We start from the raw sequence: 21356 nt of genomic DNA, 5'->3' as shown, positions 1-21356 counted from the left end.
GGGTGTGTGGCGATTGCAAAGTGCGCGCGTATGCGAATTTTCTCGTTCGATCGGTTGGGCCGCTGGGCAGTTCATCAGCCCAGCGGCCCAACCGTCTTATTGGTCCGGCCCGGTGCGGAAAGCATCGCCTTTCGCAGCCCGGTCCATCACGCGCTCGACGATCCTGTTGACGACTCGTCCAGTATCGCGCCATTTCATGGCTAGGCGGTCGGTGTCCATACCATGCTCGGCCAGGATATCTCGAAGCTGTTCGAGATCTAGCGCTGATAGCCGTTCGCGTAGCGTCTGTTCGCCATGTTCGGCATACACCGAGAACGGGTCCCACGGCCCGGCGCTTCGACGGGTGCGCCGGGTAGGAGCGGCCCGTGGCGCTCCTACCTTCTCCTCCATCCGCTGTGGTCCCAGCGCGTCGCTTAGCGCGGTGGCCAGTCGCTTGTTTCGGGCCGCCTCGGCTGAGACTGCGGACACAAGACCGGCCAGCGCCAACGCGAGCTCCGGGTTGACGGCCTTGAGTTCATCTATGGCTGGTTGAAGTAAGTCGAGTGGATCCCCGTGCGCCTGTCGTGGCTCCGGCTGAATCGCGCGCTCGGAGGGTTCGGTCATAGGGAGCGCTCCGCCCGCTTTGCCAATTCGTCGGTCAGGGTCTCGAGCCGGTCGTAGTGGCCCTGGTAGCCCCATCGCTGGCGAAGGGTGGAGGAAGCCACGAACTCGGCCGCTGCCGCGACATTGTCCCCTAGGGGAATCATCGTCTCGAAGAGCTGCGGAACCTTATTCTTTCGAGCGTCGGCGCGCAAGCGCCGAAGGGTGTTGTCGTGGGTCGTGGTTCCAGCTCTGTACATGTTGATGATTGTGCCTATTGGAACGATCTCATCGCCCGCTAGGCCCTCGGCGAAGTTCTCTACCCGCGTCATGATCTGCGGGATGCCGTAGGTGCTCAGCACGTCTGGCTTCGTGGGGATCACGTAGCCGTGCGACATCCGGAGCCCGTTCATCGTGATAAGGCCCAGATTGGGCGGGCAGTCGATGAAAACGTAGTCGTAGTCCGGGAGGAGCTTGCGTGTTGCTTTGTGGAGCAGGTCGACGGGCCTATCAGTGAAGAGCCGTCCGGTCGGCATCGTTGCCAGCAGATCTTGTACATCGATAAGTTTCAGGGAACTTGGTAGCAGATCGAGCTTCTTTACCGCACTGACCGGGGAAACACCCAGCTGCAGCGTGTCGTGCAGACTGAACTGAGGCGGGTTCTTGTCTGGTCGCAGGGCGTCCTCAAATAGCGTTGCCAGTGTATGGCCTGCCTGATCCAACTTCTCCCACGACTTCTCGCCGATGAGCATCGCTGTCGCGTTTGTTTGAGGATCTAGGTCGATGACCAGAACCTTCGCGTTGCGCCGGGCCGCCATGATCTCGGCGAGGGCCACGGTAAGGGTGGTCTTGCCGACCCCACCCTTCAAGTTGATCATGGAGATCACGTACGGCATGGATTTCCTCCTGCGGGCGATATATCGCTGGATCTGTTCCAAGCGGAAGACCGGCCCGGCAGCAAGATCAGCTGCCGGCCGCGGAAAGCGCGAGTCTCGGGCTCGCCAGTTCGATACGACGTTTCGGGCCACTCCCGCCAGTTCCGCGATCTCCGCCAAACCGAGAAGGTCAGGTGGCTCCTCGTCAGTTCCTGGGGGGTGCCGCATGCTTGGGGTGTCCGGCAACGGCGCTCCTGTGAATGATGTACACGACTGCTCGGAGTACCTGTGTACCACATACACAACTCCTGGGCAATCAACTTGGCCGTCGCGGGCCGCTGTCACCCGATATGCGCTATTCAGTGACTTGCCGTTGAGTGCCGCCATCCGCAACGAAGCCGCGGGTCGACAGCGCCCTCGCCGGCAAGGGCGCCGCGCTGCTAGGCAACACCCGGCCGCTCGCCGCCACCGACAGCTGCCGCCGCGACCTGGCCCGTGACCGGATCGCAGACCTACGCCACCTGGACCGGCGCCTGCACACCAACCAGGCCCAGATCCGGGAGGTCCTGAGCGAGACGCACTCCAAACACCGACGTCCGCGGCGTCGGGCACATCATCGCCGAGAAGATCCTCGGCCACTTGGGCAACGTCACCCGCTTCCCGATGGCCGATCACTTCGCCAGCTACGCCGGCGCCTCCCCACTCGAGGCCTCCAGCGACGAACGCCGCCGGTCACCGGCTAAACCTCGGTGACCGGCGGGGCGCACGCCAGATGGAAGCCAGACCAACCTGCGGTAGGCAGCCGCGATGAGAGCGACCCCACCGGTCACGTCGACCAAGCCTGGCCGGGCTGCGTTCGTACCACCAGCTAACAGGTAGTCGGGACACGCCCTCCCCGTCGGCGATGCAGCGTCCAACAGCAGTCGGATGAAGGCCATCCCAAGTGACGGTAGGAGCCTCACACCGGCTGCCCAGGCCTCGTCGTCATGTGAATCTTTTACGTGGCGGCGTACGTGCCCTTGCTTTCGGACCTGCTGCCGACAGTCGGCGTGTCGTGGCTGTTGACGTCACTCGCCGTGGTTCGTGCGCCGGGCAGGGCCGGCCTGGCGGCGGGTCCGTCGCCTGGCAATGCCCGGTCGGCGGGGGTAGTCCGGTGGCAGGTATCGGTAGACCGATCGCAGCGACTTGCCGATCCTCTCGGCGAGCAGTTCAGGGTCCAGGTTCGGCTCCTTGCGGAGCCAGTAGGCCACTGCCTGCGCGGTTCCCTGGGGCACCTCCGAGTCCTGGTCATCGTTCGCGTCACCGGCGCCATCCTGATCGCCGTCGCCTGTCTGCTCGTCGGCGTCATCGTCAGTGACGTCCTTGTCATCCTCGCTCCCGTCTGCCGCGTCCGTGATAGCCGGATCGTCCGGTGACACAACTTCAGGCGGGCGAGCGTCGCGGCTCTCGGCAATCTGCTGGTGGCCGATCGGGGCCGGCTCAGGGTCCTCCTCTGGCTCTGGTTTCGGCTCCTGCCGGTCATCGCCTGGCGTGTGCGCCGTCGACGCGGTGGGCGCTGGCGGCGGGGAGAGGGCGGGCTCAAGTGCCGGTGGTGCGTCGGCGAGGCGCTGGCGCCTGAACCAGCGACGGCGTTGACTGGCGCTGTGGGCTGTCATGATCCGCTCTGGGCTGAGGTCCGCAGCCAAGAGCGTGGTCAGGCTGTTGTAGTCGGCGGTGGCTGCGAGGCGTGCGGCGATCTCGTCCAGGTCGTACACCTGCACGGCGATGTCGGCGGTGGTGGGGTCCACGGCGGCTCTGATCTTGCGATGGAGCACTTTGGCGATCGCGGCGTCGCGCTGTCGGCGGGCGACCGCGTCGCGGGCCGCGGTCAGGGACTCGTACAGGTCGAGGCCGTCGGCCTTGGCGATGGACCGCGCCTGGGAGGTGATGACGGGGTGGCGGATCCAGTGGGCGAACACCTCGTAGGACGGCGGTGCGGGTGGCAGGCTCCCGGTGGCGCGCAGCCGGTCGCGGCGCTGGTTGCCGGCGTGCATCAACCAGACGAGGTACCCGAGGGCGGACATGCCCGCGTAGAAGCCGCCGACCAGGTGCTCGGGGTGGGCGGCCCAGTTGAAGGAGACGGCCCCGGCGGCGATCGCGGCGGACAGCAGGCGCGACACGATGGCCTGCTCGCCGAGCCGGCGTCGCACGTCGGCGTTGGCCATCACGACCACGCCGCCCAGCTCCAGCGCCGCGACGGCCGGGACCGCGACTGCCACCGGGACGCCTAGCGTGTCGACGGCGCCGGTGACCTGGCCGATGAGGGCGACCAGCAGCACCAGGACGTAGAACGCGCGGCGTATCCAGGCGGCGTGCCGGACTGCTGTTGCCAGGTCAGCGTCCAACGCGTCGCGAGTCGCCGCGGAGGCATCACGACGTGCTGACCCGGCCTGATCCTCGCCGCCCGGCGTCGTGCCGCCGGCGAGGACGGTTGCCGGCGGTGGCCACGCGGCGCCGTTGCGGGCGACGTTGGCCGGCTGGGGGCAGTCGCCGCCGGGTGTGGGCGGATCGTGCGGGCTGCCGCGACTCGCCTCGGGCGTCGACGTAGGGTGCGGCGTCATGGTTGTCCGCCGTCTCGGGGATCGGGTTTGCCGGTCGGCCGCTGCTTCTGCAGGGCGGCGATGAGCCGGTCGGCAAGCTTGATGGTGTCGTCGCTGGGCTCGGCGTCGATCTCGTCGAGCCGGCGGGTGAGCGTCCGGCGCAGGGTGCGGATCTGCTCGAGGTGTCCCAGTGCGGCGTGGGCGTGCATCGCCCGTTGGTAGAGGGCCTCGGCGTATGGGTCGTGGCGCATCGCGGCTTCCAGGACGGCGAGGGCTCGTGTCGGGTCGGCGGTCGCTGCGGCTAGGGCGAGGTGGGCGTCGAGGGCTTGGCGGCGGATGCCCTCGCGGTGCGCCTCGATCCATTCGTAGCCGGAGCCGTCGGCGAGTGTGCCGTCGTAGGCGTCGACGGCGCGTTGCAGGGCGGCGGTCCGGTCGGCGTCGGTGGTAGCGCGTTCGGCGTCGCGCAGCGCGTCGCGCATCCGCCACAGGTCGGTGTCGAGTGCCTCTCGGTTGAGGGTGTAGCGGCGCGGCGGGTGGGTGAGGTAGGTGGCGGGCCCGCCGGTGCGGGCGAGGGTCTTGCGCAGCGTGGAGACGTAGGTGTGCAGGCGGTGCGGCGCCTTTGAGGCCGGGGCGTAGGGGAGCAGGTCTTCGAGGATGTTGTCCTGCGCGGCGTCGCCGTCCTGCACGACGAGGTAGACCAGCAGTTCGAGGGCTTTCGCCCGCAGCGGCACGCTCGTGTCCATGTCCACGATGCGGGCGTCGCCGAGCACCCGCACCTTCACGCGTCCGCCGGGAGGCGCCGGCTGCTCTTCCTCCGCGGCCTGCGCCTGTTCAGCGGCGGGATCGCGCGGGTGTGCGACGACGGGAGCGGAGTCCTCGACGGCGACGTTCGGCTCGTCGTCGGCGGGCAGTGGTAGATCGGGGTCGCCGTCGTCGGCGTAGTCGTCGGCGTCGGCCGGGGCGGGTTGCGGGTCGGGGCCGCTGGCAGGTTGAGGGGTTTCGGTCGGTGCCGGGGGCCGGCGCTCGCCGGTGTGCGCTTCGGCGAGCGCGGTGAGCAGGTCGATCGTCTCGGCAGGGGTGAGGACGCTGAGGCGGCCGACGTCGGCGGGGTGCGTACCGTGGCGGGTCTCTCCGTCGGCGGGAGTGGTGGTGCCGTCGGCGTCGACGACGGCGGTGTTCCCGTCCGGCCAAGGACCGAGGAGGATGCCGTGGATGTCGAGGCGTTGTCCCTGGGTCAGCAGCGCGGCGATTCTGGCGCGTTCGTGGCTGGCCTCGGCGTCGGCGATGAACAGGATGGGCGGCTGCGGCTCCTCGTAGGGGTCGGCGCGGCGCACCTCGGCGATGGTGTCGACCTCGTGCTGGTAGGCCAGGCGGGTGCGGTGCAGGGTTTGCTCTTCGAGGATGGCCAGGGCGTCGTCGAGGCCGCCGGTGACGGTCAGGCGGGGCGTCTCGGGCAGCGCGACGGCGGCGGCGCCCAGCAGGGTGGCGGCGGTCGCCGAGGGGATGATGACCCAGCTGCGCGCGTCGGGGTTGTCCGCGCCGCCGGTGGCGAGGGCGGCGGTGAGGAATCCGCGGCCGGCGGCCTCCGCGCCGGGGCCGGTCAGTCCGAGGCCGGCTGGTGGCCAGACCGCGGCCAGCGGGTTGTCCAGTGCCGGCACGACCGGCGCGGGGGCGGTGTTCTGCTCTTCCGCTCCTGCGGGGAGTTCGGTGCTGGCCGGGACGTCCTCGACGTGGGCTACCTGGCTGTCGTCGTCGGCCGGAGGGCCGCCGGTGCTGGCCTGGAGGGGGCTGGCGGTGTCGAGGATGTCCAGGCCGTCGGTGTCCTTGCCCGTCTCGGCGCGTAGGCCCCGGCGGATCTGGGTGATGACCGCGGGCATCGGTTCGAGGTCGGGATCGTTGGTTCGGGCGTGCACGCCGGGAGGTCGCGGCTGGTAGCGGCGGCGGCGGTGGGCCCAGACCAGCGCGGCGGCTGCCGCGATGGCGAGGGCGAGGCCGAGGTCGATCCAGCTTCCGGTCAGCAGGGCAATGCCGTGCGGACGTTCCGATTGGTTGGATGGGCTGCTGGCCGGGGCGGGTGTGGTGGCGGCGGGACTGCTCGGTGTGCGGCTTGGTGTCGGCGGCGCAGGGGTAGCAGGCATGGCCGTTTCCGCTGGTGCAGGTCCGATGACGCCGTCGTCGCCTGGCCGGTCTGCGGTTCGGCTCGGCTGGGGCGAGGCGGTCTCGGGGCTGGCTGGCTCGCTCGCCGACGTGTCTGGTGCCGGCGGCTCCGGAGCTGTCGCGGGCTTGTCTGCCGGGGCCGGCGGGTCAGCGGGAGGTGTGGGGCGGGCCGCGGCTGGTGGAACGGCGTCTTCTGGGAGTTCGAGCGTCCAGCCGGGGTAGATGAGGTGGGGGCTGCTGAAGGTGCCGCCGACCGTGTCGAAGTGGGTGCCGCGGTTGAGCGCCCAGATCTCCGGCCAGCGGTTGGCGTCACCGAGCCAGTCCTCGGCGATCTCCGAGAGGGTGTCGCCGTGCCGCACGGTGCAGGTGTAGGTGTCACCGGCGGCGACGAGGGTGATCTGGCCGGCGGCGAGTCGCGTCGCGGGTCGATCCGTTTCGGTAGTCCGCGTCCGGTCCCCTAGGGCAGGCTCAGCCAATGGCGCATCCGGGCCGCCGGTCGCTGTCGCGGCTGCTGTGACGGTGGCGTCGTGTCCTGTCGCGATGGCTGCTGGGGTGAGTGCCGGTGCGGCCTGGGCGGCGGTGGCGAGCACGCCGCCGGTGATGGCGGCTATCAGGAGCGCGGCGAGGCCTCGGGCGGGAGCGATGGCTCTGGGTTGCGGCAGGCGGATGCCCGTCACGGCCTCGGCGACCTCCGCGACCAGTGACCAGATGAACGCCGCCCAGGCCAGCCACAGCAGGCCCACGAGGGTGTTGCCGAGGATCGTGTCGGTCAAGGGGGAGGTGAGGGCCGTGGCGACGTCCTGCCAGGTGGGGGCCTGGCGGGGTAGTGGCCAGCCGACGTATCGGATGAGCGCGTACGGCACGCCGGCGGTGAGCAGGACCAGAAGCGCGAGTCCGGCCAGGCGGCGGGCCGTGGCGGCGAGGAATGCGAACACTGGAGCTCCCGGTCGTGCAGAGGCCTGGTCAGGAAGGGGCGGTGACGCCGGTCAGAGGATCGGCCGTGGCGGTGGCGGACAGCGGCAGGCCGGTGATCCCGACCAGGTGCAGCAACTGTGTTTGCCGGGTGCCGGTGATCGTCACGGTGACGGTGGTTGTGGAGGCGGACGCGGTGACCTGTCCGTCGACGCCGGCTTGCTGGGCGAAGGTCCGCGCGGCTGCGGCGGCCTGGGCGGGCTGGAGCTGGACGGCGCCGGTGGCCCGGTAGGTGGCGAGGTCGATCTCGCGGGCGCCGGCCCGGGCGGCGGCCTGAGCGACGTCGAGCAGCCGCACCTTGTCCGACATCGCCAGGCCCAGGTCGAGGACCAGGCCGGCGAGGATGAGGACGAGGACGACGCCGAAGATCGTCCACGGCGTGATCTGGCCTCGGTCGTCGCGGCGGGCCTGCCGCAGGCGTCGACGCGATCGGCTCGTGGCACCCATGTCACGCACCACCGCTCGGGTTCGAGTCACCCGAGGATTCAGGAATCCCGAACCCGAGGGGAACCCCGCGGTAGGTGTCGAGGGGCTGCACAGAAGTGCCGCGGATGGTGATCGTGCCAGGCAGGCCGAGGCCGTAGAGGTCATCGAGGCGGACGGTGCACGCCACGGTGGCGCTGACCTGCCCGCCGGGGACGAACGCGCCCGGCTCGACGGTGACGGTGGCCGGCTGGCAGGTGAAGGTCCGCCCAGCCAAGGTGGCGGAGGCGCCGTCCGCGCCTGCGGCGCGGGCCTCGCCGGGCGTGCGGGCGAGCGACGCCTGCCGAGCCGCGGCGGCCGCAGCGGAGTTGACGTCGATGGCGGCCGAGGCCAGGCGCAGGCACGCCACCACCGCGAGGGCAGCCAGGACCATCAGCGGTACGTAGCTCAGCGCCATCTCGACGCTTACCGAACCTCGGTCTCCGCGCAGCCGCGCTGCAGGCCGGCGGGGTGATTGTCCGCTGCGGCCCTGCTGGCGGATCACGTCGAGTCTCCTTCCACTCCAGATGGCAAGGGGGCCAGCGACAGAGTCAGCCGGAAACGCTCGACCGGGGCGCTGGCCTGGGTGCTGACCTGCAGGCGCAGGAACGGCACGACGGCGGGCACCCGGCCTGCCACTGCCACGGTGGCGGTGTCGGCGGTTCGGGTGACCGACACGCGCGGGTCGACGACGACCTGCCCGGCGACCTGGTCGAGGACGGCGGTGGCGTCGGCGTGGCCGGCGGCGGCGGTGCCGCCGGACACTCTGGTGGTTTGCAGGGCGTGGTTGGCGGCGTGCTGGACGCCGAGTTGGGCCAGGGCCCACAGGGCGAACTGCACGCCGACGAGGACGAGCAGGAACAGCAGGGGCGCGTAGAGGACCACCTCGGTGGTGACGGACCCGCGGTCACCACCGAGCCGGCGTCGCCTGCCTCGTCGGGTGCGGTTCATGGCTAGAGGTTGATTCCGGTGATCTTGGTGATGATCTTGCCTTGGAAGATGGCGTAGACGGCTAGGACGAGGGTGACGAGCAGGGCGATCCACATGACCTTCTCGGTGGTCTCGGAGCCTTGGTCGCCGGAGTCGCGCAGCCGGCGGGCCCGGTCGGTGAGAGTGAGGTGTGCCAGGGTCAGCAGGGCCATCAGCTTGCTGGGGTGCACGGTGTTTCTCCTTCTGGTGTGTCGGGGTCAGAAGCTGTCGACGGCGGTGACAGCCGGGTAGAGGAGGAACAGCATGTAGGCGGCGGCCAGGAGCATGACCGGCATGGACATGCGTTCGGTGGCGGAGTTGGCTCTGGCCTCCAGGGCGGCGGCCTGGTGGGCGCGCAGGGTGGCGGCGCGGATGGTGAGGGAGTCGCGGATGCGGGCGCCTTCGGTGCCGGCGAGGCTCATCGTCGCGGCGAGTTCCTGCAGTTCGACGACGCCGGTGTCCTCGCCGAGCTGGCCGAGGGCCTGCCAGGGCGGGATGCGCAGTAGCCGGGCGGTGGCCACGGCTCGGTTCAGGCGTCCGGCGGCCCAGCCGTGGGTGTCGGCGCAGGCGTCGTCGAGGGCTTGTTCGAGTCCGGCGCCGCCGGCGAGGGAGATGACGACGAGGTCGAGCACGGCGGACAGGGCGTAGCGCAGCTCGTCGCGGCGCCGCTGGGCCTCGGCGTGCACGGTGGTCTCGGCCAGCCACCAGCCGCCGGCCGCGCCGGCAAGTGACGCCCACAGCGGCATGCCGGCGGCGAAGCTGACCCCGCCGGAGGCGAGGACGGCCATCGCGACCGGGGGCAGGAGCAGGCCGGCGAGGACCGCGAGGGCCTGGTCGGCCAGGTGGGTGGCGGTCGGCCGTCCGAGTACGGCGAGGTCGGCGCGCATCCGCTGCCGAGGCAGGCCGAGGGCACGCAGGGGCGCGGCGAGCAGCCGGGTCCTGGCCCCCACCGGTTCTTCCGGGGCAGTCGGGGTGCGGCGCAGGGCGTCGAGGGCCTGGGCGAGGCTGGGCCGGGCGGGATGCAGGCCGGTGCCGGCCAGGACCAGGCCGAGCCCGGCGACGACGCCGCACGCCACCACGAAAGCGGCCATCACGCCACCTGCCCGAGCTGGTCGGCCGAGAGCACCCGTGGCGGTTGCGGGACGCGGGAGGCGCGGGCCAGCCACCAGAACCCGCCGGCGAACACCGCCCCGACGACAAGGAGCACGAGCTGTCCGGTGACGCTGCGGTACGGGGCGAGGAACCCGCGGTTGAGCAGGATCAGCCCGGCGACCATCGCCACCGACGTGCCGGTGATGACCCGGGCGGCCGTGCGGGTCGCGGCCCGTTTGGTGGCCACCCGCATCCGGATGCCGGCGAGCTCGCGGGCGGTGGCGGCGAGGCTGGTCAGGCACTGGGACAGTTGCCCGCCGTGGTAGCCGGCGGCCTGAGTCAGGGCGCGCACGACGAGGTCGGCGGTGGGGTCGGCGAGGTCGGCGGCGAACGCGCGCAGCGCGTCGGGCAGCCGCGCACCGCCGCGCACCGCCCCCGCGAGGGCCTGCACCTGGGGACGGATGGGCTGGGGGGTAACAGGGGCGGTGGCGGTGATGGCCTGCTCCAGGCCGGCTGCCGAGGACAGGGTGTCGCGCAGCAGCTCGGCCCAGGTCGCGATCGCCTCGATCCGGGCGATCGCGCGGGTGTGCTCCCGGTCCGGACCGAGGACGCGGGGCAGCGCCCACACCGCGGCGGCGGTCAGCAACGCCGCGACCGGCCAACGGGTCGCCGCCGCGGCGGCGAATCCAGCGACGATGGCCGCGAGGAGCCGGGTGCGGTCGGCCGCCGTCCACCGTTGCCGTGTCCGGGTGGTCGGGGTGCCGGGTGGGCGGCGGCGTATCCCGTCGGCGACGAGGATCAGGCCTGCGGCGCAGCCCAGGCCGAGCAGGATCGGCAGCAGGCCCATGCTCACCACCGGTCCCGAACGAGGAGGTCGGGGTTGAGGCCGGCGGCGGTGAGCTCGTCGAGGGTGTCGGCGCGGATCGGCGCTGCGGGGATGGCGCGCCGGTCGGGGCCGGGGCGGAAGATCTCGTTGGAGGGGACCTGGGTGCCGTCGGTCTCCAGGACCTGGCGGATGGAGGACACCACCCGGGTGCCGTCGGTGGCGACGTCCAGGTGGATGACGAAGTCGACGGCCTGGCCGATGAGCACGTTCGCGGCGTCGAAGGTCAGCTTCTCCGGCGCCTGCATGACGTACATGGCCAGCCGGGTCAGCGCCTGCTTGCTGGAGGAGGCGTGCAGGGTGCACATGCTGCCGTCGTTGCCCTGCGACATGGCCAGGAGCATGGGTACGGCCTCGGCGCCGCGGGTCTCGCCGACGATGACCCGGTCCGGGCGCATCCGCAGGCCCCAGCGCACCATCGTGGACATGTCGATGCCGCCGACGCCTTCGAGGTTCGGTTCCCGCTGCTGCAGGGCAGTGGTGTTCGGGTGCGCGTCGCTGTCCTCGTCAAGACCGAGTTCGTAGGCGTCCTCGACGGTGACGATCCGCTCGTGCGGGCTGATAGCGCCGGCGGCGGCGCGCAGCATGGTGGTCTTGCCGACGCCGACGCCTCCGCAGATCACGATGTTCTTGCGCGCCCGCACCAGCGCCCGGATGAGTTCCCGCAACCCCACCGTGATCTCTCCGCGGTGCAGCAGGTCGTCCAGGGTCACCCGGTGCAGGGTGTTGCGGCGGATCGACAGCGAGGGGCGTTTCGCTACCGCCATCACGGCGAACAGGCGTTGCCCGCCGGGCAGCCGCAGCGACAGGCCGGGGGAACCGCGGTCGAAGCGGCGCTCCTCCTGGCCGCTGCGCGCCGCCGCGATCCGCACGAGGTCGATCAGGTCGTCGTCGGAGGCGGCGACCGGCGGCACCCGCTGCACCCGCCCGTCGGTGGTGCGGATCCACACGTTGTCGCAGCCGTTGGCGAAGATGTCCTCCACCCGCGGGTCGTCGATCAACCTCTGCAAGCCGCCCAGGCCGGTGAAGCTGTCCCGCAACGCCCGCGCCAAGGCCGCCTCGGCCTGCGGAGTGAGCGGCACACGGCCGGCGGAGATGTCCTCGCGGGCGTGGACGACGAGTTCCTCGGCGATGTATCCCGCGATCACCGCGTGCCGCTCGCCGTCGGGAAGCTGCGCGCCGTGCGCGGCCAGGCGGTCACTGACCCGGGCCCGCAGCCGCGCCACCACCTCCGGCGGCGCCGCGGTCGTGCCGCCGTTCAGGGTCGAGGCGGTCACCGCACGACCTCCAGCGCCGCACCGGCGGGCCGCCCGCCGGCCGCGACGGACGCGGCGAGGGCGCGCAAAGCCTGGGCGAGGCGGGTACGTGTCCACGCCCGCCCCGTCATCCGCCCGGCGAGGACGCCCGCGCCCCACCGGTCGGCGGGCAGTTGCGCCCACACCGGGACACCGAGGCGCCCGCTGATCTCGGCCGGGGTGTAGGCGGACCTGCCGCAGACCGCCAGTCCAACAACTCCCGGCCGCGCCGCGGCGCGCAGCGCCGGCAGGCGGGTGTCCAGGTGGTCCAGGTACTCCGTCGACCCCGACGTGACCAGCACGACCGCGTCAGCGGAGCGCAGCAGGCCCCATGCCGGGCTGTTGGCGTAGAGGCGACCCGCGTCGGCGACCACTACCGGCGCCAGGCGTGCGACCGCCTCGGCCTGGCCGGCGAGGACCGACACCGCCCCCGCGGCGGTCTCGGCCGCCCCCGGCCCGACGAGGACGTGCAAACCCAGCGGCACCTGCTGCACATACGGTGCCGCCCCGCCGGTGTGCCCGCCGTGCCGGGCCGCCGCCGCCAGGGACGCCAGTCCCGGCTCCTGCGCCAGCCCGAACCGCGCCGCGACCACCCCACCACCGGGGTCGGCCTCCACCAGCAACGCCGGACGGTCCGGCCACAACGCCGCCATCCCCAACGCGGCCGTCGACGCGCCCGGCGCGCCGGATACCGACGCCACCACCACCAACATCTCACGCACCTCCTCACGTCTCACTGAGACGGGCCGAGCTGCACCAGCGACACGTCCCCCGGAGCCGCCGCGACCGCTTCCGCCGCATCCGCGGCGAGCAGCACCGTCACCAACTGCGTGCCCACCTGGTCCGCGCCCGCCGCCACGGACACGACCGTGGCCACCGCCCGGCGCACACCGTTGTTCTGCTGCGGCGCCTGCTGCCCGCCCCCCGCAGGCGGGGCGACCAGTACCACCACCCGCGACCCGGCGGTCAGGCTCGTCGGGGCCCGGCCCGGCTTGACCGGCACCGCGATCACCGCCTGCCCCGCCGCAGGCCACGCCGCCGGCCCGACCTGCGCCGACACCAGCAGGCTCCCTGCCGCCAGCGGCACCGCCGCCGAACGGCCGACGATCCCGCCGCGCTGCTCAGCTCGCACGAGGTCCAGGCCGGACGGGTTCGCCACCCGCACCACCCGCACATCGGCGTCGGTGATGACCTGACCCGCCGGTACGTCCCGCGCGACGGCGAGGAACTGCTCGTCGGCGTGCCGGCGCAGGTCCACCTGCCAAAACGTCACCACCGTCGCCAGGACCAGCAGCAGCCCGGCGACCACCCGCCGGCCGCTGCGCCGCCCCACCCGCCGCATACCGGTGGACACCGGCGGCAGATCCGCAGCGGCGGTGCTCCCCGCGCGGGAACGCTCCGTGGTGACGCTCACCGGACACCTCCGACGATCGCCTGGGACTCCGCCACCCGCACGGACACCGTCGAGGTCGTCGTGAGCGGAGCGAGAGTGCCCCCACTACCGGCACCAGACCAGGTGACCGACCACGTCACCGTCGCCCGCAGCCGGAACGCCGCCCCCGCCGCGACAGCGGACGAGGAGGTGTAGGTGTGCCCGCACGGCGAGGCCGCCCGCGGGTCCGTGCCCGGCTTCCACGGCTTGCCCGGACCAGTGCACGTCAGGTCGTCGCTGCCGTCGCCGAAGGACCACACCACCCGGGTCGGTGTCGCGGCGGCGGTGACCGACACCCCAGGCACCGACGCGGTCGCCGATTGGGCACCCCACGTCGCCGGGTCCACCCATAGCCACACCGGCACCTGCACCAGCACGAACGGCGCGGTGGCGGGATTCGTGCGGATCTGCGGCGAGGGCAGGCGCAGCCGAGAACGCGCTGTCTGCGCCAACGCCGCCAAGTTCACCGTCGGTGCCTGGTCCAGCCACACCGGCACCCCCTGCGAACCCAGCCCGTTGCCCACGCAGGTCCGCGAATACCAACCGCCCTCCGGGCCCTTGCCCGGCGGGGGCGGGAGACCCACGTCGACCGGCGCCCAGTAGCAGCCGTCCTCGCCACCGCCACCCGAGCCGTCACCGGACCCGCCGCCGCCCTGGCTGCCGCCGCTGGAGCCGCCAGGGCCGCCGGGGGTGCCGGCGCTGATCTCGCATTCGGGAGCCGACGGGTTCTGCGTGCAGCTGACCCCGCCGATACCGCCGTCGGCACGTGCCGGGCTTCCGGATGCCAGCACGACCGCTGCCGCGCCCGCGGCGATCAGGCATCGAGCGGTGCGACGCATCAGCACGACCCCACGTCCTGGACGCCGAAGCTGGTGACCTTCCAGCCGCCGGCCGCGAGGTTCGTGACCGTGGCCCGCGCACTCCGCCGGCCCCCAGGCACGTCGTTGATCGGCTCGCCCGACAGGTTGTAGACCAGGAACTTGCTGTCGTCGATGCAGTCGGTGACTGTCACCGTCGCGGGCGAGGACGCGAGTGCGACCTCGGCCGCCTGCGGGCTCAGGACGTACTCGCCCTTGAGTACCTGCTTCTTGCTCCGGTAGTCAGCCAAGCCGTTCCTCAACGTCTTCAGCGCGCCGTCACTGGCGAACTTGCTGAGGTCGGGCTCGTCGGGATTCGCGGTGAGCCCGGCCTTCGCGTACGCGGCCCACATACCGCGGTAGGCCTCCAGCGCGGCACCTTCGGCGGCACCGCGCGGATCCTGGCTCGGCGCGGAAACAGCGACGGAGACAGTGGGAGACGGACCCTGCCCGGTGTTCCCGGCGTCGCAGGCTCCCGCGCCGGCCGCCAGGCACAGGCCGATCGCCGAGCCCGCTACCCGGAAGCGGCGGGCTCCCACCCGGGCAGTGGAGGTTCGCTGTCTGTTACGGATTGTCATCTGCCGCCCTGCCTCCTGACGGTTCTTGGCGACAGCGACGCGAGCTCGCCCCGCTGTCGTGGAAGTTGCACGTACGAATGCCTGAACCCACCTCTACACCCGGCCCCCGCGGTTACCGCAACGTGCTTACCTCTCCGTGATTACCGTCAGGTGCTCACCCCGGGGTCACCTCCAATGCAGATATCTCGGTGCAATACGACCGCTGGGTGTCGGGTTCGCGACACTATGCCCGCAGGGATCGAAGGCCCTAGAATCCTCAGAAAATGTCAAGGGAGCGCCCACCATGAGCCGCATCGCCGAGGGCCCTCAGCCCGCCGACCTCGCCGAGGAGCTCGCCCGCCGCTCCACCGCCATCGCAACTTTGGTGACTATGCGTGATCGCGCGGCTGTCACGATCGGGGATCTCGGCGGCGTGGACGAGGCGTCCCGCGAGGCGCTGCGGGCCGACCTGTGCTGGCTCGCGGCGACCGGACTCCTGCGGCGGGAACCGCACGGCAGTTGGGACGTGATCGCCGCCACAGGTGCCTACCGCTTGTCCAACATGGGGCGCGCGCTGGCCGATGCCCTAAATGCGCTGGCCGAGGGCTACCGCCACCTGACCAGCGCGCCAGCTATCCAACGACGCGACTCGATACCGCAATGATCTCCGCCTCACTCAACGTGAATTCTCTGTTCACGTAGAGCAGTCGATCACCTAGACTCGTCCTCTGGCCGACCTTGACGGGGAGGGGAGGCGGATGGACGACGACCTTCACGCCGTGCACGACGCGATCAAACTGTGCGCCCAGCGGTGGACCCTGGAGATCCTCACGGCACTCGGCCAACGGCCGATGCGATTCTCAGAGCTGCTGCGCGAGATCCACCCGGCACCGAGCTCGAAATCGCTCAACGACGCCCTGCGCCGCCTGCGCGACAGTGGCTTGGTGCACCACACCGACGACGCGGGCGCCGGTACCTACACCCTGACCGCCGCCGGCACCCACCTGCTGCCGCTGCTCTCATCGTTCATGCGCGAGATGCGCCGCTGGTCAGACACCTACCGCGACGGCTACGCCCAACCAACCGGCGCGGACGCCGGACCGGCGTAGGCCCATCGCGCCTCACCACGGCGACAGCCGATGAATCCCACGGCGCTGGGGCTGGCGCTGTTCGGCGGCGCCCTCGCCGGCTTGACGCTGCCCCACGTGTACATCTGGCTGGTGGCCAAGCCGCAGGCCAGCGCGGACCTGCCACCGCCCCAGGCGGGCGGAAGCGGCACCTCGGCACCCCGCTGCGTTCCTGTCAGGAGAGCGGCGATGCTGGTGGCCGTCTCGGAGTTGTGCGGCATCGGGCTGGCTGTTGCCTCCGCCGGCCTGGCCTGGCTGCTGCGCGACGCCCCAGGCGGACTGCCTCTGCTGGCGGTCTGGCTGGTAGTAATGCACACCGGCGTGCTGCTCGCCGCCGTCGACGTCGCGGTCCGCAGGCTGCCCACCCCCGCGATCAGCGCCGCCGCCCTAGCCGTCGGCGTTGTACTGGCCGGCCAGGCAGCGACCACGGGCCAAGCCCACACACTGGTCACCGCCGCGCTCGCCGCAGCAGCGCTCGGCGGTCTGTACCTGACTTTGGTCCTCGTGGCGGGCAGCGCAATCGGCCTGGGCGACGTGCGGCTGGCCGCGCTGCTCGGCGCAGCACTGGGCGCCACCGGCTGGCCCGCGGTGCTCCTCGGCGGCCTCCTGCCCTTCGTGCTCGCCGTCCCCGAAGCGCTGGCACGCCTGGCGCTGCACCGCGCACACATCATCGCCTTCGGCCCGTACATGCTCGCCGGAGCGCTGCTGGCAGCCGCAACCATCAGATAACCCCTAGAAGGAAGCGCCGGAAGCGCGGCATGCGTCAGCGGCCTCGACCGGCCGGGGAGGCCGCATTGAGCAGGTGGGGCTTGACGACGAGCTGATTAAGGGCATCAGCGATTACGCAGCCGAACACCACGGGCGACGGGGTGCCTGGCGGACGGCGTACCGACGGGGAACCCAGACTGGGTACGTCATCATTGACGCCGATACTCTGGCCGGCACAAGGCAAGAGGAGGGGGCGCCGAGTGACCGCCGACGAGGCAGCAGCAGTTCTAGTCGCTGCAACAGCGCAGCCTGACTGCGATCGAGCCGTCGCTTGGCTTGCAGAAGGCCGAGATTTGCGTACATCGACGCAAAGCTGGCGCGACGTGTTCGCCGCCCTGGCAGTCCTTCCAGTGACACGGCTGTCAACGGAGGCCCTCAGGCAGGCGGCGGCTCGTTCGGCGGTTTCGCATCTGGACAGCAGCGCTGATCTGCTCGCGATTGACCGCGTTGTCACGCCTAACCAACACCAGGCGGCGCTCGACACTCTCGCGGTTCACGCTGTTGGGCACTCACTAGCGAACCTCACGGCGGAGGTAGTGCACGCGGCGCAGGCGGATAACAAGCACGTGATGACCTGCCTCTGTGACATCGCCGGACTCTCATACCGCGACCTCGCTGACAGGTTGAGGTCCAGCGGCGCAGCAGCGCCTCCCGGGGAGCCGGATGGGGCGTGGAGCACCACCCAGGTTAAGGCGGCGTGGAGGGTTCTGGATACTCACGTGGCTGGCGAGCTTACTTCGATGGTGACGGGAGGAACGCCTGCACGGGCGATCGAGCACCTGTTCGGCGTGCCAGAGCGAAGCGCGACTGGGTGGGAACTCGTGTCCGATCTGTACCAGAACGGCGTGCCATTCTCAGTGCTCCTTGCCCAGCGAGGTGCTGGCGGAGCTTGGCTCGCCCACCGCAACCGCACCAACAACCTCCTCATCGGCGTCATCACAGACGAACTCGAAGCGGTCCTCGGTGCCGAGGGCATCGAGGTCCTCACGCAACGCAACCTCGGCCGCAAGCTCTGGCACCAGCTCCTTGGACCGGCTGCCGGCCCGCTGCAGCTGTGCGCGATCCGCCGCGACAGCAACCATGATCCGGAGCCCATCTTGGGCGTCACCATCGCGAGCGCCCGGGACGGTGGCACCGTGCGAAAGAGTGTCGGGCAGCTTGAGCCCCTGCCTCCGCAGTTCCCGCACCTACTGCTCGCCGCCGTCGTTGTGGGTCCCGGGTGGGCTGACCGGGTGCAATCCACCGCCGGACTCGCGCGCGCCTTCGAGGGCCATGTCTACACCGAGCGACAGCTGCCGGCGCTCGCGCAGTTGGCGACCCAGCTGAAGTAGCCTCGTCTGTCGTACCTGTTCCTGAGATTGTCGTACCCGTCGGGGACAATGACGCCGACCTCCGGTGGAGTGATCGGCGGCTACTCTTGTGCTGGGAGATGTTCAAGTGACGACGACCGTTGGGGCGCGAACCGAGGCCATCGAGGCCGCCCGTCAGGCGGCTCTTGCCAGCGGGAGCGCTCGCCGCGAGCTGATCACGTACAAGGGTAAGGACGTCCTTCTCCCTGTGGTAAGCATCCCGCTTGAGCTCACCCTGTACAGCCCCTCAAGCCACCGCATCCGAGCGCAGATTCTCTCCGCTTCGGAGGAGGTGCAAAAGCTCTTCCAGAAGGAGCCGTGGGGCGAGAAGGCGCAGGCTTTCCTTGAGGAACAGCTGCGCGCTACGGAGGGATATCCCCGCATCAAGGGTGCGCTTGAGGCTGATGGCCAGCGCTACCCCGGCGTGGTGAGTCACACCGGCGTGCTGGTCAACGCGAATACGCGCGCCGCTGCGCTCCGCGACCTCGGCAAGCAGTACATCGAGGTCGTCGTCCTGCCGACGGACGCCACGGACAAGGAGTTCCGGGCGATCGAGGCGTCCCTCCAGATGGAGGAGGACGTCAAGCAGGGGTATTCCAACGTCAACACACTGCTCTTCGTCAGGGACCTCCTGCAGGACTACTCGAAGGAGGAGATCGGCCTCCTCACGTGGCGTGAACTCCGCGCAAAGGGCGACAGGGGCCGGAAGGAGGCTGCAGCCAAAGTCGACCAGGAGTTGTCCATCCTCCAGATCATCGAGAGTGTCAGGGCGAGGTCGCAGCCACCGATCCCGTGGACGTTCTTCGAGGGGATGCGCCAGAGCCTTCTGGAGATCGCCGCCGGGTATCAGAAGACCGCCAAGACGAACCCGGTGAAGGCGGCCCAGATCCGAGATGCGCGGATTGTGGGCATGCTTGCCGGACTTGGATACTCGAAGCTGCGCGAGGTCGATGACACCCTCGTCGCCTCATACCTCGGTGATGCCTTCGCTGAGAACTCCGTGGTCGGTGTCGTAGCAAATCGTGAGACCGCAGTTGGCCTTGCCGAGCCCGAGGGACTCGACCTGTTCGGCGATCCCGATGCTGACGGCTCGGCGGCCAGCGACTCTCCTACGGCCGTACCGTTCGGTGACCTCGTCACGCTGCTTGCAACGACGGTCGACGCCCCCACGGTCGAGATCTCGTCTGCGGATGGCACAGCGCAGACGATCAGCCGCCAGCAGCTTCTCGGGGGTATCTCCACCGCTTACGCCACCGCCATCGAGGCCAAGAGTCTTGACGATGCACAGGGCGACGAACTCCTCGCGCCGACCAAGCTACTCAAGGAGGCTGCGAAGCGGATCGACGCCGCACGATCATCGTACGAAAGTGTGCGCGCCCGCGCGGACTTCGACGCAGGGGCGTGGAAGAAGGCGTATGAGGCTTTGGACCGCGCGATCCAGGAGCTCACTGACGCCTATCCATCTGGTGGCTCAGCATGACCACGCCTACCGCGACGGCGCCCAAGGTCGCGTTGCGTCTGGACGGAGCCCCACCGCGGGTACACGCCAGGCGGGGCGAGGGGGTCCCCGACAGCTTCTGGTTCGAGCTCATGACGGAATGGGCGGCCGACCCCACCGTCGGAAACGCCAGTTCACAGGCACTCTGCAACCTCGAACGCGTTCTGAGCAGGATGGCCTGGGTCGGACCAGCAGGGCGGCGGGACCGTGTCGGCTTAGACATCTCCCCCGAGTTGCAGGACATCCTTCGTTCAACTCACGCCGAGCGCACGACCCTGTCGGGCATCCTCGAGACCCTGCCACGGCTCACGCCGCAGCAGGCTCAGGCCCGGCTCGACGCGAGCCGCTTCGTACGCGCACTGCGTCCATTCCAGCTCCGCGACCTTGCGCACCTGTTGAGCCTCCCGCACGGCGCGAACTTCTCAGTGCCGGGGGCTGGCAAGACGACAGTGGCTTACGCAACGTACGAAGCTGAGCGTGTCGCCGGCCGGGTTGAACGACTCCTGGTGGTAGCGCCACTGTCGGCATACGATGCCTGGACATCCGAGGTCGAGGTCTGCTTCGACGGTGGCCAGCCACCCGCCGTACGGGCCTACAACGGCGGGTATATCCCCCACGAGGCCGAGATCCTGCTCGTCAACTACCAGCGACTCGCCGCGAACTACGAGGACCTGAGTGCCTGGGTTCGCGCGAAGCCGACAATGGTGCTCCTCGACGAGGCGCACCGGATGAAGAAGGGCTGGGACGGCCAGTGGGGCAGCGCCTGCCTCTCGCTGGCGTTCCTCGCCGCTCGGCGCGATCTGCTCACGGGTACGCCCGCCCCGCAGTCGCCGGCCGACTTCGTTGCGCTCATCGACTTCCTGTGGCCCGGCCAAGCCCGACGCGTTCTGCCGCCGGAGGCATTGGTGAACCCAGCCCCGCCGGGCGCGGGTGCGGCGATCGCGTCGCGCATCGCGCCCATGTTCACCCGCACCAAGAAGGCCGAGCTGGAGCTGCCACAACCCAGCATCCGAGCTGTCCCGGTGCCGCTGGAGGGCCTGCAGGCGACCATCTACGCCGCCCTGCACGACCAGTACGCTGGCGAGCTGCGTCTGAGTATGAACGCCCGGGTGGAACTTGCCCGCATGGGCGACATCGTCATGTACCTCCTCGAGGCGGCCACGAACCCGAAGCTGCTCAGTGCTGGCTCAGCGGGCGACGACATCTTCCGGCACCCTCCGCTGGATGTTCCTCGAGGAACGCCGCTGTGGGAGGTCATGCAGCGGTACAACCAATACGAGACGCCGGCGAAGTTCCGAGTGCTCCTCTCGATGATCAAGGAGAATGCGGACCTGGGTCGTAAGACACTGGTCTGGACGAACTTCGTTCGCAACATCAAGCTTCTCGAGAGCATGCTGGCGACCTACACGCCGGCGCTCATCTATGGCGGCATGCCGTCGTCACTCAGCCAGCCCGATGCCGAGCGGACCCGCGAGACCGAACTGGAGAAGTTTCGGTCAGACCGCCACTGCATGGTCCTTATCGCGAACCCAGCGTCGATGAGTGAGGGGGTCAGCCTGCACAAGGAGTGCCACGACGCTATCTATCTCGACCGAACCTTCAACGCCGGTCACTGGTTGCAGAGCATCGACCGCATCCATCGACTCGGTCTACTGCCTTCGGACGAGACGCGTATCCGGTATCTGGTGACTACCGGCACCGTCGACGAGGTGGTGGACGCTCGCATCCACATCAAGGCGAAGAATCTCGCAGAAGCACTCGATGATCCGAGCCTTGTGGGTACTGCGCTCCCAGATGAAGACTCTGAAACGCTCGAACGCGCCGTCGACAGTGACGACCTCCGGGCGCTCTTCGCTCACCTGCGAGCGGGACCGAGCGGCTCCCGAGACCTCGTCGACTGATCAT

The 21356-nt window shown here is 70.1% G+C and carries 21 protein-coding genes and 1 pseudogene; 7 read left to right on the top strand and 15 right to left on the bottom strand.

Going from position 1 to position 21356, the window contains the following annotated elements; translation table 11 throughout:
• Window positions 1–96 precede the first annotated feature (96 nt).
• Both FB455_RS26910 and FB455_RS26905 read right to left on the bottom strand, forming a co-directional pair.
• A complete protein-coding gene (locus tag FB455_RS26910; protein WP_145755228.1) occupies window positions 97–603 on the bottom strand; it encodes a hypothetical protein in 507 nt (168 codons plus the stop codon).
• The gene (locus tag FB455_RS26905; protein WP_222434152.1) at window positions 600–1475 is read right to left on the bottom strand and encodes a ParA family protein; all 876 of its coding nucleotides are present in this window, start codon (window positions 1473–1475) and stop codon (window positions 600–602) included. Before FB455_RS26905 ends, FB455_RS26910 begins: the two co-directional genes overlap by 4 nt.
• Before the next feature lie 585 nt (window positions 1476–2060).
• Here FB455_RS26905 and FB455_RS26900 point away from each other — a divergent pair.
• Window positions 2061–2207, top strand: a pseudogene (locus FB455_RS26900) (transposase); the annotation flags it as partial.
• Between the two features lie 314 nt (window positions 2208–2521).
• On the opposite strand, the gene FB455_RS26895 reads toward FB455_RS26900, so the two are convergent.
• From FB455_RS26895 to FB455_RS26835, 13 genes are all read right to left on the bottom strand, one after another.
• Window positions 2522–4054 carry a hypothetical protein gene (locus FB455_RS26895; RefSeq protein ID WP_145755227.1) on the bottom strand — a complete coding sequence of 511 codons (1533 nt, stop codon included), beginning with the start codon at window positions 4052–4054 and terminating at the stop codon, window positions 2522–2524.
• Complete coding sequence (locus FB455_RS26890) at window positions 4051–7125, bottom strand: BTAD domain-containing putative transcriptional regulator (RefSeq protein WP_145755226.1); 3075 nt, start codon at window positions 7123–7125, stop codon at window positions 4051–4053. Before FB455_RS26890 ends, FB455_RS26895 begins: the two co-directional genes overlap by 4 nt.
• Window positions 7126–7153: 28 nt before the next feature.
• Window positions 7154–7609 (bottom strand): pilus assembly protein TadG-related protein, encoded by a 456-nt coding sequence (locus FB455_RS26885; protein WP_145755225.1) that lies wholly within the window; start codon window positions 7607–7609, stop codon window positions 7154–7156.
• Between the two features lies 1 nt (window position 7610).
• Window positions 7611–8042: a TadE family protein gene (locus FB455_RS26880; RefSeq protein WP_145755276.1), complete on the bottom strand. Its 432-nt coding sequence runs from the start codon at window positions 8040–8042 to the stop codon at window positions 7611–7613.
• An 83-nt stretch (window positions 8043–8125) separates the two neighbouring features.
• Window positions 8126–8575: a TadE/TadG family type IV pilus assembly protein gene (locus tag FB455_RS26875; RefSeq protein WP_145755224.1), complete on the bottom strand. Its 450-nt coding sequence runs from the start codon at window positions 8573–8575 to the stop codon at window positions 8126–8128.
• A gap of 2 nt (window positions 8576–8577) precedes the next feature.
• Window positions 8578–8766, bottom strand: coding sequence for a hypothetical protein (locus tag FB455_RS26870; RefSeq protein ID WP_145755275.1), 189 nt, complete (start codon window positions 8764–8766; stop codon window positions 8578–8580).
• 45 nt (window positions 8767–8811) lie between these two features.
• A complete protein-coding gene (locus tag FB455_RS26865) occupies window positions 8812–9684 on the bottom strand; it encodes a type II secretion system F family protein (RefSeq protein WP_145755223.1) in 873 nt (290 codons plus the stop codon).
• A complete protein-coding gene (locus tag FB455_RS26860) occupies window positions 9684–10532 on the bottom strand; it encodes a type II secretion system F family protein (RefSeq protein WP_145755274.1) in 849 nt (282 codons plus the stop codon). The genes FB455_RS26865 and FB455_RS26860 overlap by 1 nt, the downstream gene beginning before the upstream one ends.
• Before the next feature lie 2 nt (window positions 10533–10534).
• A complete protein-coding gene (locus FB455_RS26855) occupies window positions 10535–11845 on the bottom strand; it encodes an ATPase, T2SS/T4P/T4SS family (protein ID WP_145755222.1) in 1311 nt (436 codons plus the stop codon).
• The gene (locus tag FB455_RS26850; RefSeq protein ID WP_145755273.1) at window positions 11842–12576 is read right to left on the bottom strand and encodes a P-loop NTPase family protein; all 735 of its coding nucleotides are present in this window, start codon (window positions 12574–12576) and stop codon (window positions 11842–11844) included. Before FB455_RS26850 ends, FB455_RS26855 begins: the two co-directional genes overlap by 4 nt.
• A gap of 20 nt (window positions 12577–12596) precedes the next feature.
• Window positions 12597–13277, bottom strand: a complete 681-nt coding sequence (locus tag FB455_RS26845; protein WP_145755221.1) for an SAF domain-containing protein — start codon at window positions 13275–13277, stop codon at window positions 12597–12599.
• On the bottom strand, window positions 13274–14140 hold the full coding sequence (locus FB455_RS26840; protein WP_486481589.1) for a hypothetical protein: 867 nt from the start codon (window positions 14138–14140) through the stop codon (window positions 13274–13276). Before FB455_RS26840 ends, FB455_RS26845 begins: the two co-directional genes overlap by 4 nt.
• A complete protein-coding gene (locus FB455_RS26835; protein WP_486481588.1) occupies window positions 14134–14691 on the bottom strand; it encodes a hypothetical protein in 558 nt (185 codons plus the stop codon). Before FB455_RS26835 ends, FB455_RS26840 begins: the two co-directional genes overlap by 7 nt.
• Before the next feature lie 322 nt (window positions 14692–15013).
• Between FB455_RS26835 and FB455_RS26830 the strand changes: the two genes are divergently transcribed.
• The 6 genes from FB455_RS26830 (at window position 15014) to FB455_RS26805 (ending at window position 21352) form a co-directional block, all read left to right on the top strand.
• Window positions 15014–15373 carry a hypothetical protein gene (locus FB455_RS26830; RefSeq protein WP_145755219.1) on the top strand — a complete coding sequence of 120 codons (360 nt, stop codon included), beginning with the start codon at window positions 15014–15016 and terminating at the stop codon, window positions 15371–15373.
• A gap of 94 nt (window positions 15374–15467) precedes the next feature.
• Window positions 15468–15818 (top strand): winged helix-turn-helix transcriptional regulator, encoded by a 351-nt coding sequence (locus FB455_RS26825; RefSeq protein WP_145755218.1) that lies wholly within the window; start codon window positions 15468–15470, stop codon window positions 15816–15818.
• Between the two features lie 30 nt (window positions 15819–15848).
• Window positions 15849–16565, top strand: a complete 717-nt coding sequence (locus FB455_RS26820; RefSeq protein WP_145755217.1) for a prepilin peptidase — start codon at window positions 15849–15851, stop codon at window positions 16563–16565.
• A gap of 362 nt (window positions 16566–16927) precedes the next feature.
• Complete coding sequence (locus tag FB455_RS26815) at window positions 16928–17935, top strand: hypothetical protein (protein WP_145755216.1); 1008 nt, start codon at window positions 16928–16930, stop codon at window positions 17933–17935.
• 106 nt (window positions 17936–18041) lie between these two features.
• Window positions 18042–19433, top strand: coding sequence for a ParB N-terminal domain-containing protein (locus FB455_RS26810; protein WP_145755215.1), 1392 nt, complete (start codon window positions 18042–18044; stop codon window positions 19431–19433).
• Window positions 19430–21352, top strand: coding sequence for a DEAD/DEAH box helicase (locus FB455_RS26805; protein WP_145755214.1), 1923 nt, complete (start codon window positions 19430–19432; stop codon window positions 21350–21352). The genes FB455_RS26810 and FB455_RS26805 overlap by 4 nt, the downstream gene beginning before the upstream one ends.
• Window positions 21353–21356 lie beyond the last annotated feature (4 nt).

This window comes from Micromonospora sp. CNZ296 (assembly GCF_007827635.1).
The sequence above is the reverse complement of the archived record's forward strand: the minus strand, read 5'-3'. Positions and strand labels throughout refer to the sequence as shown.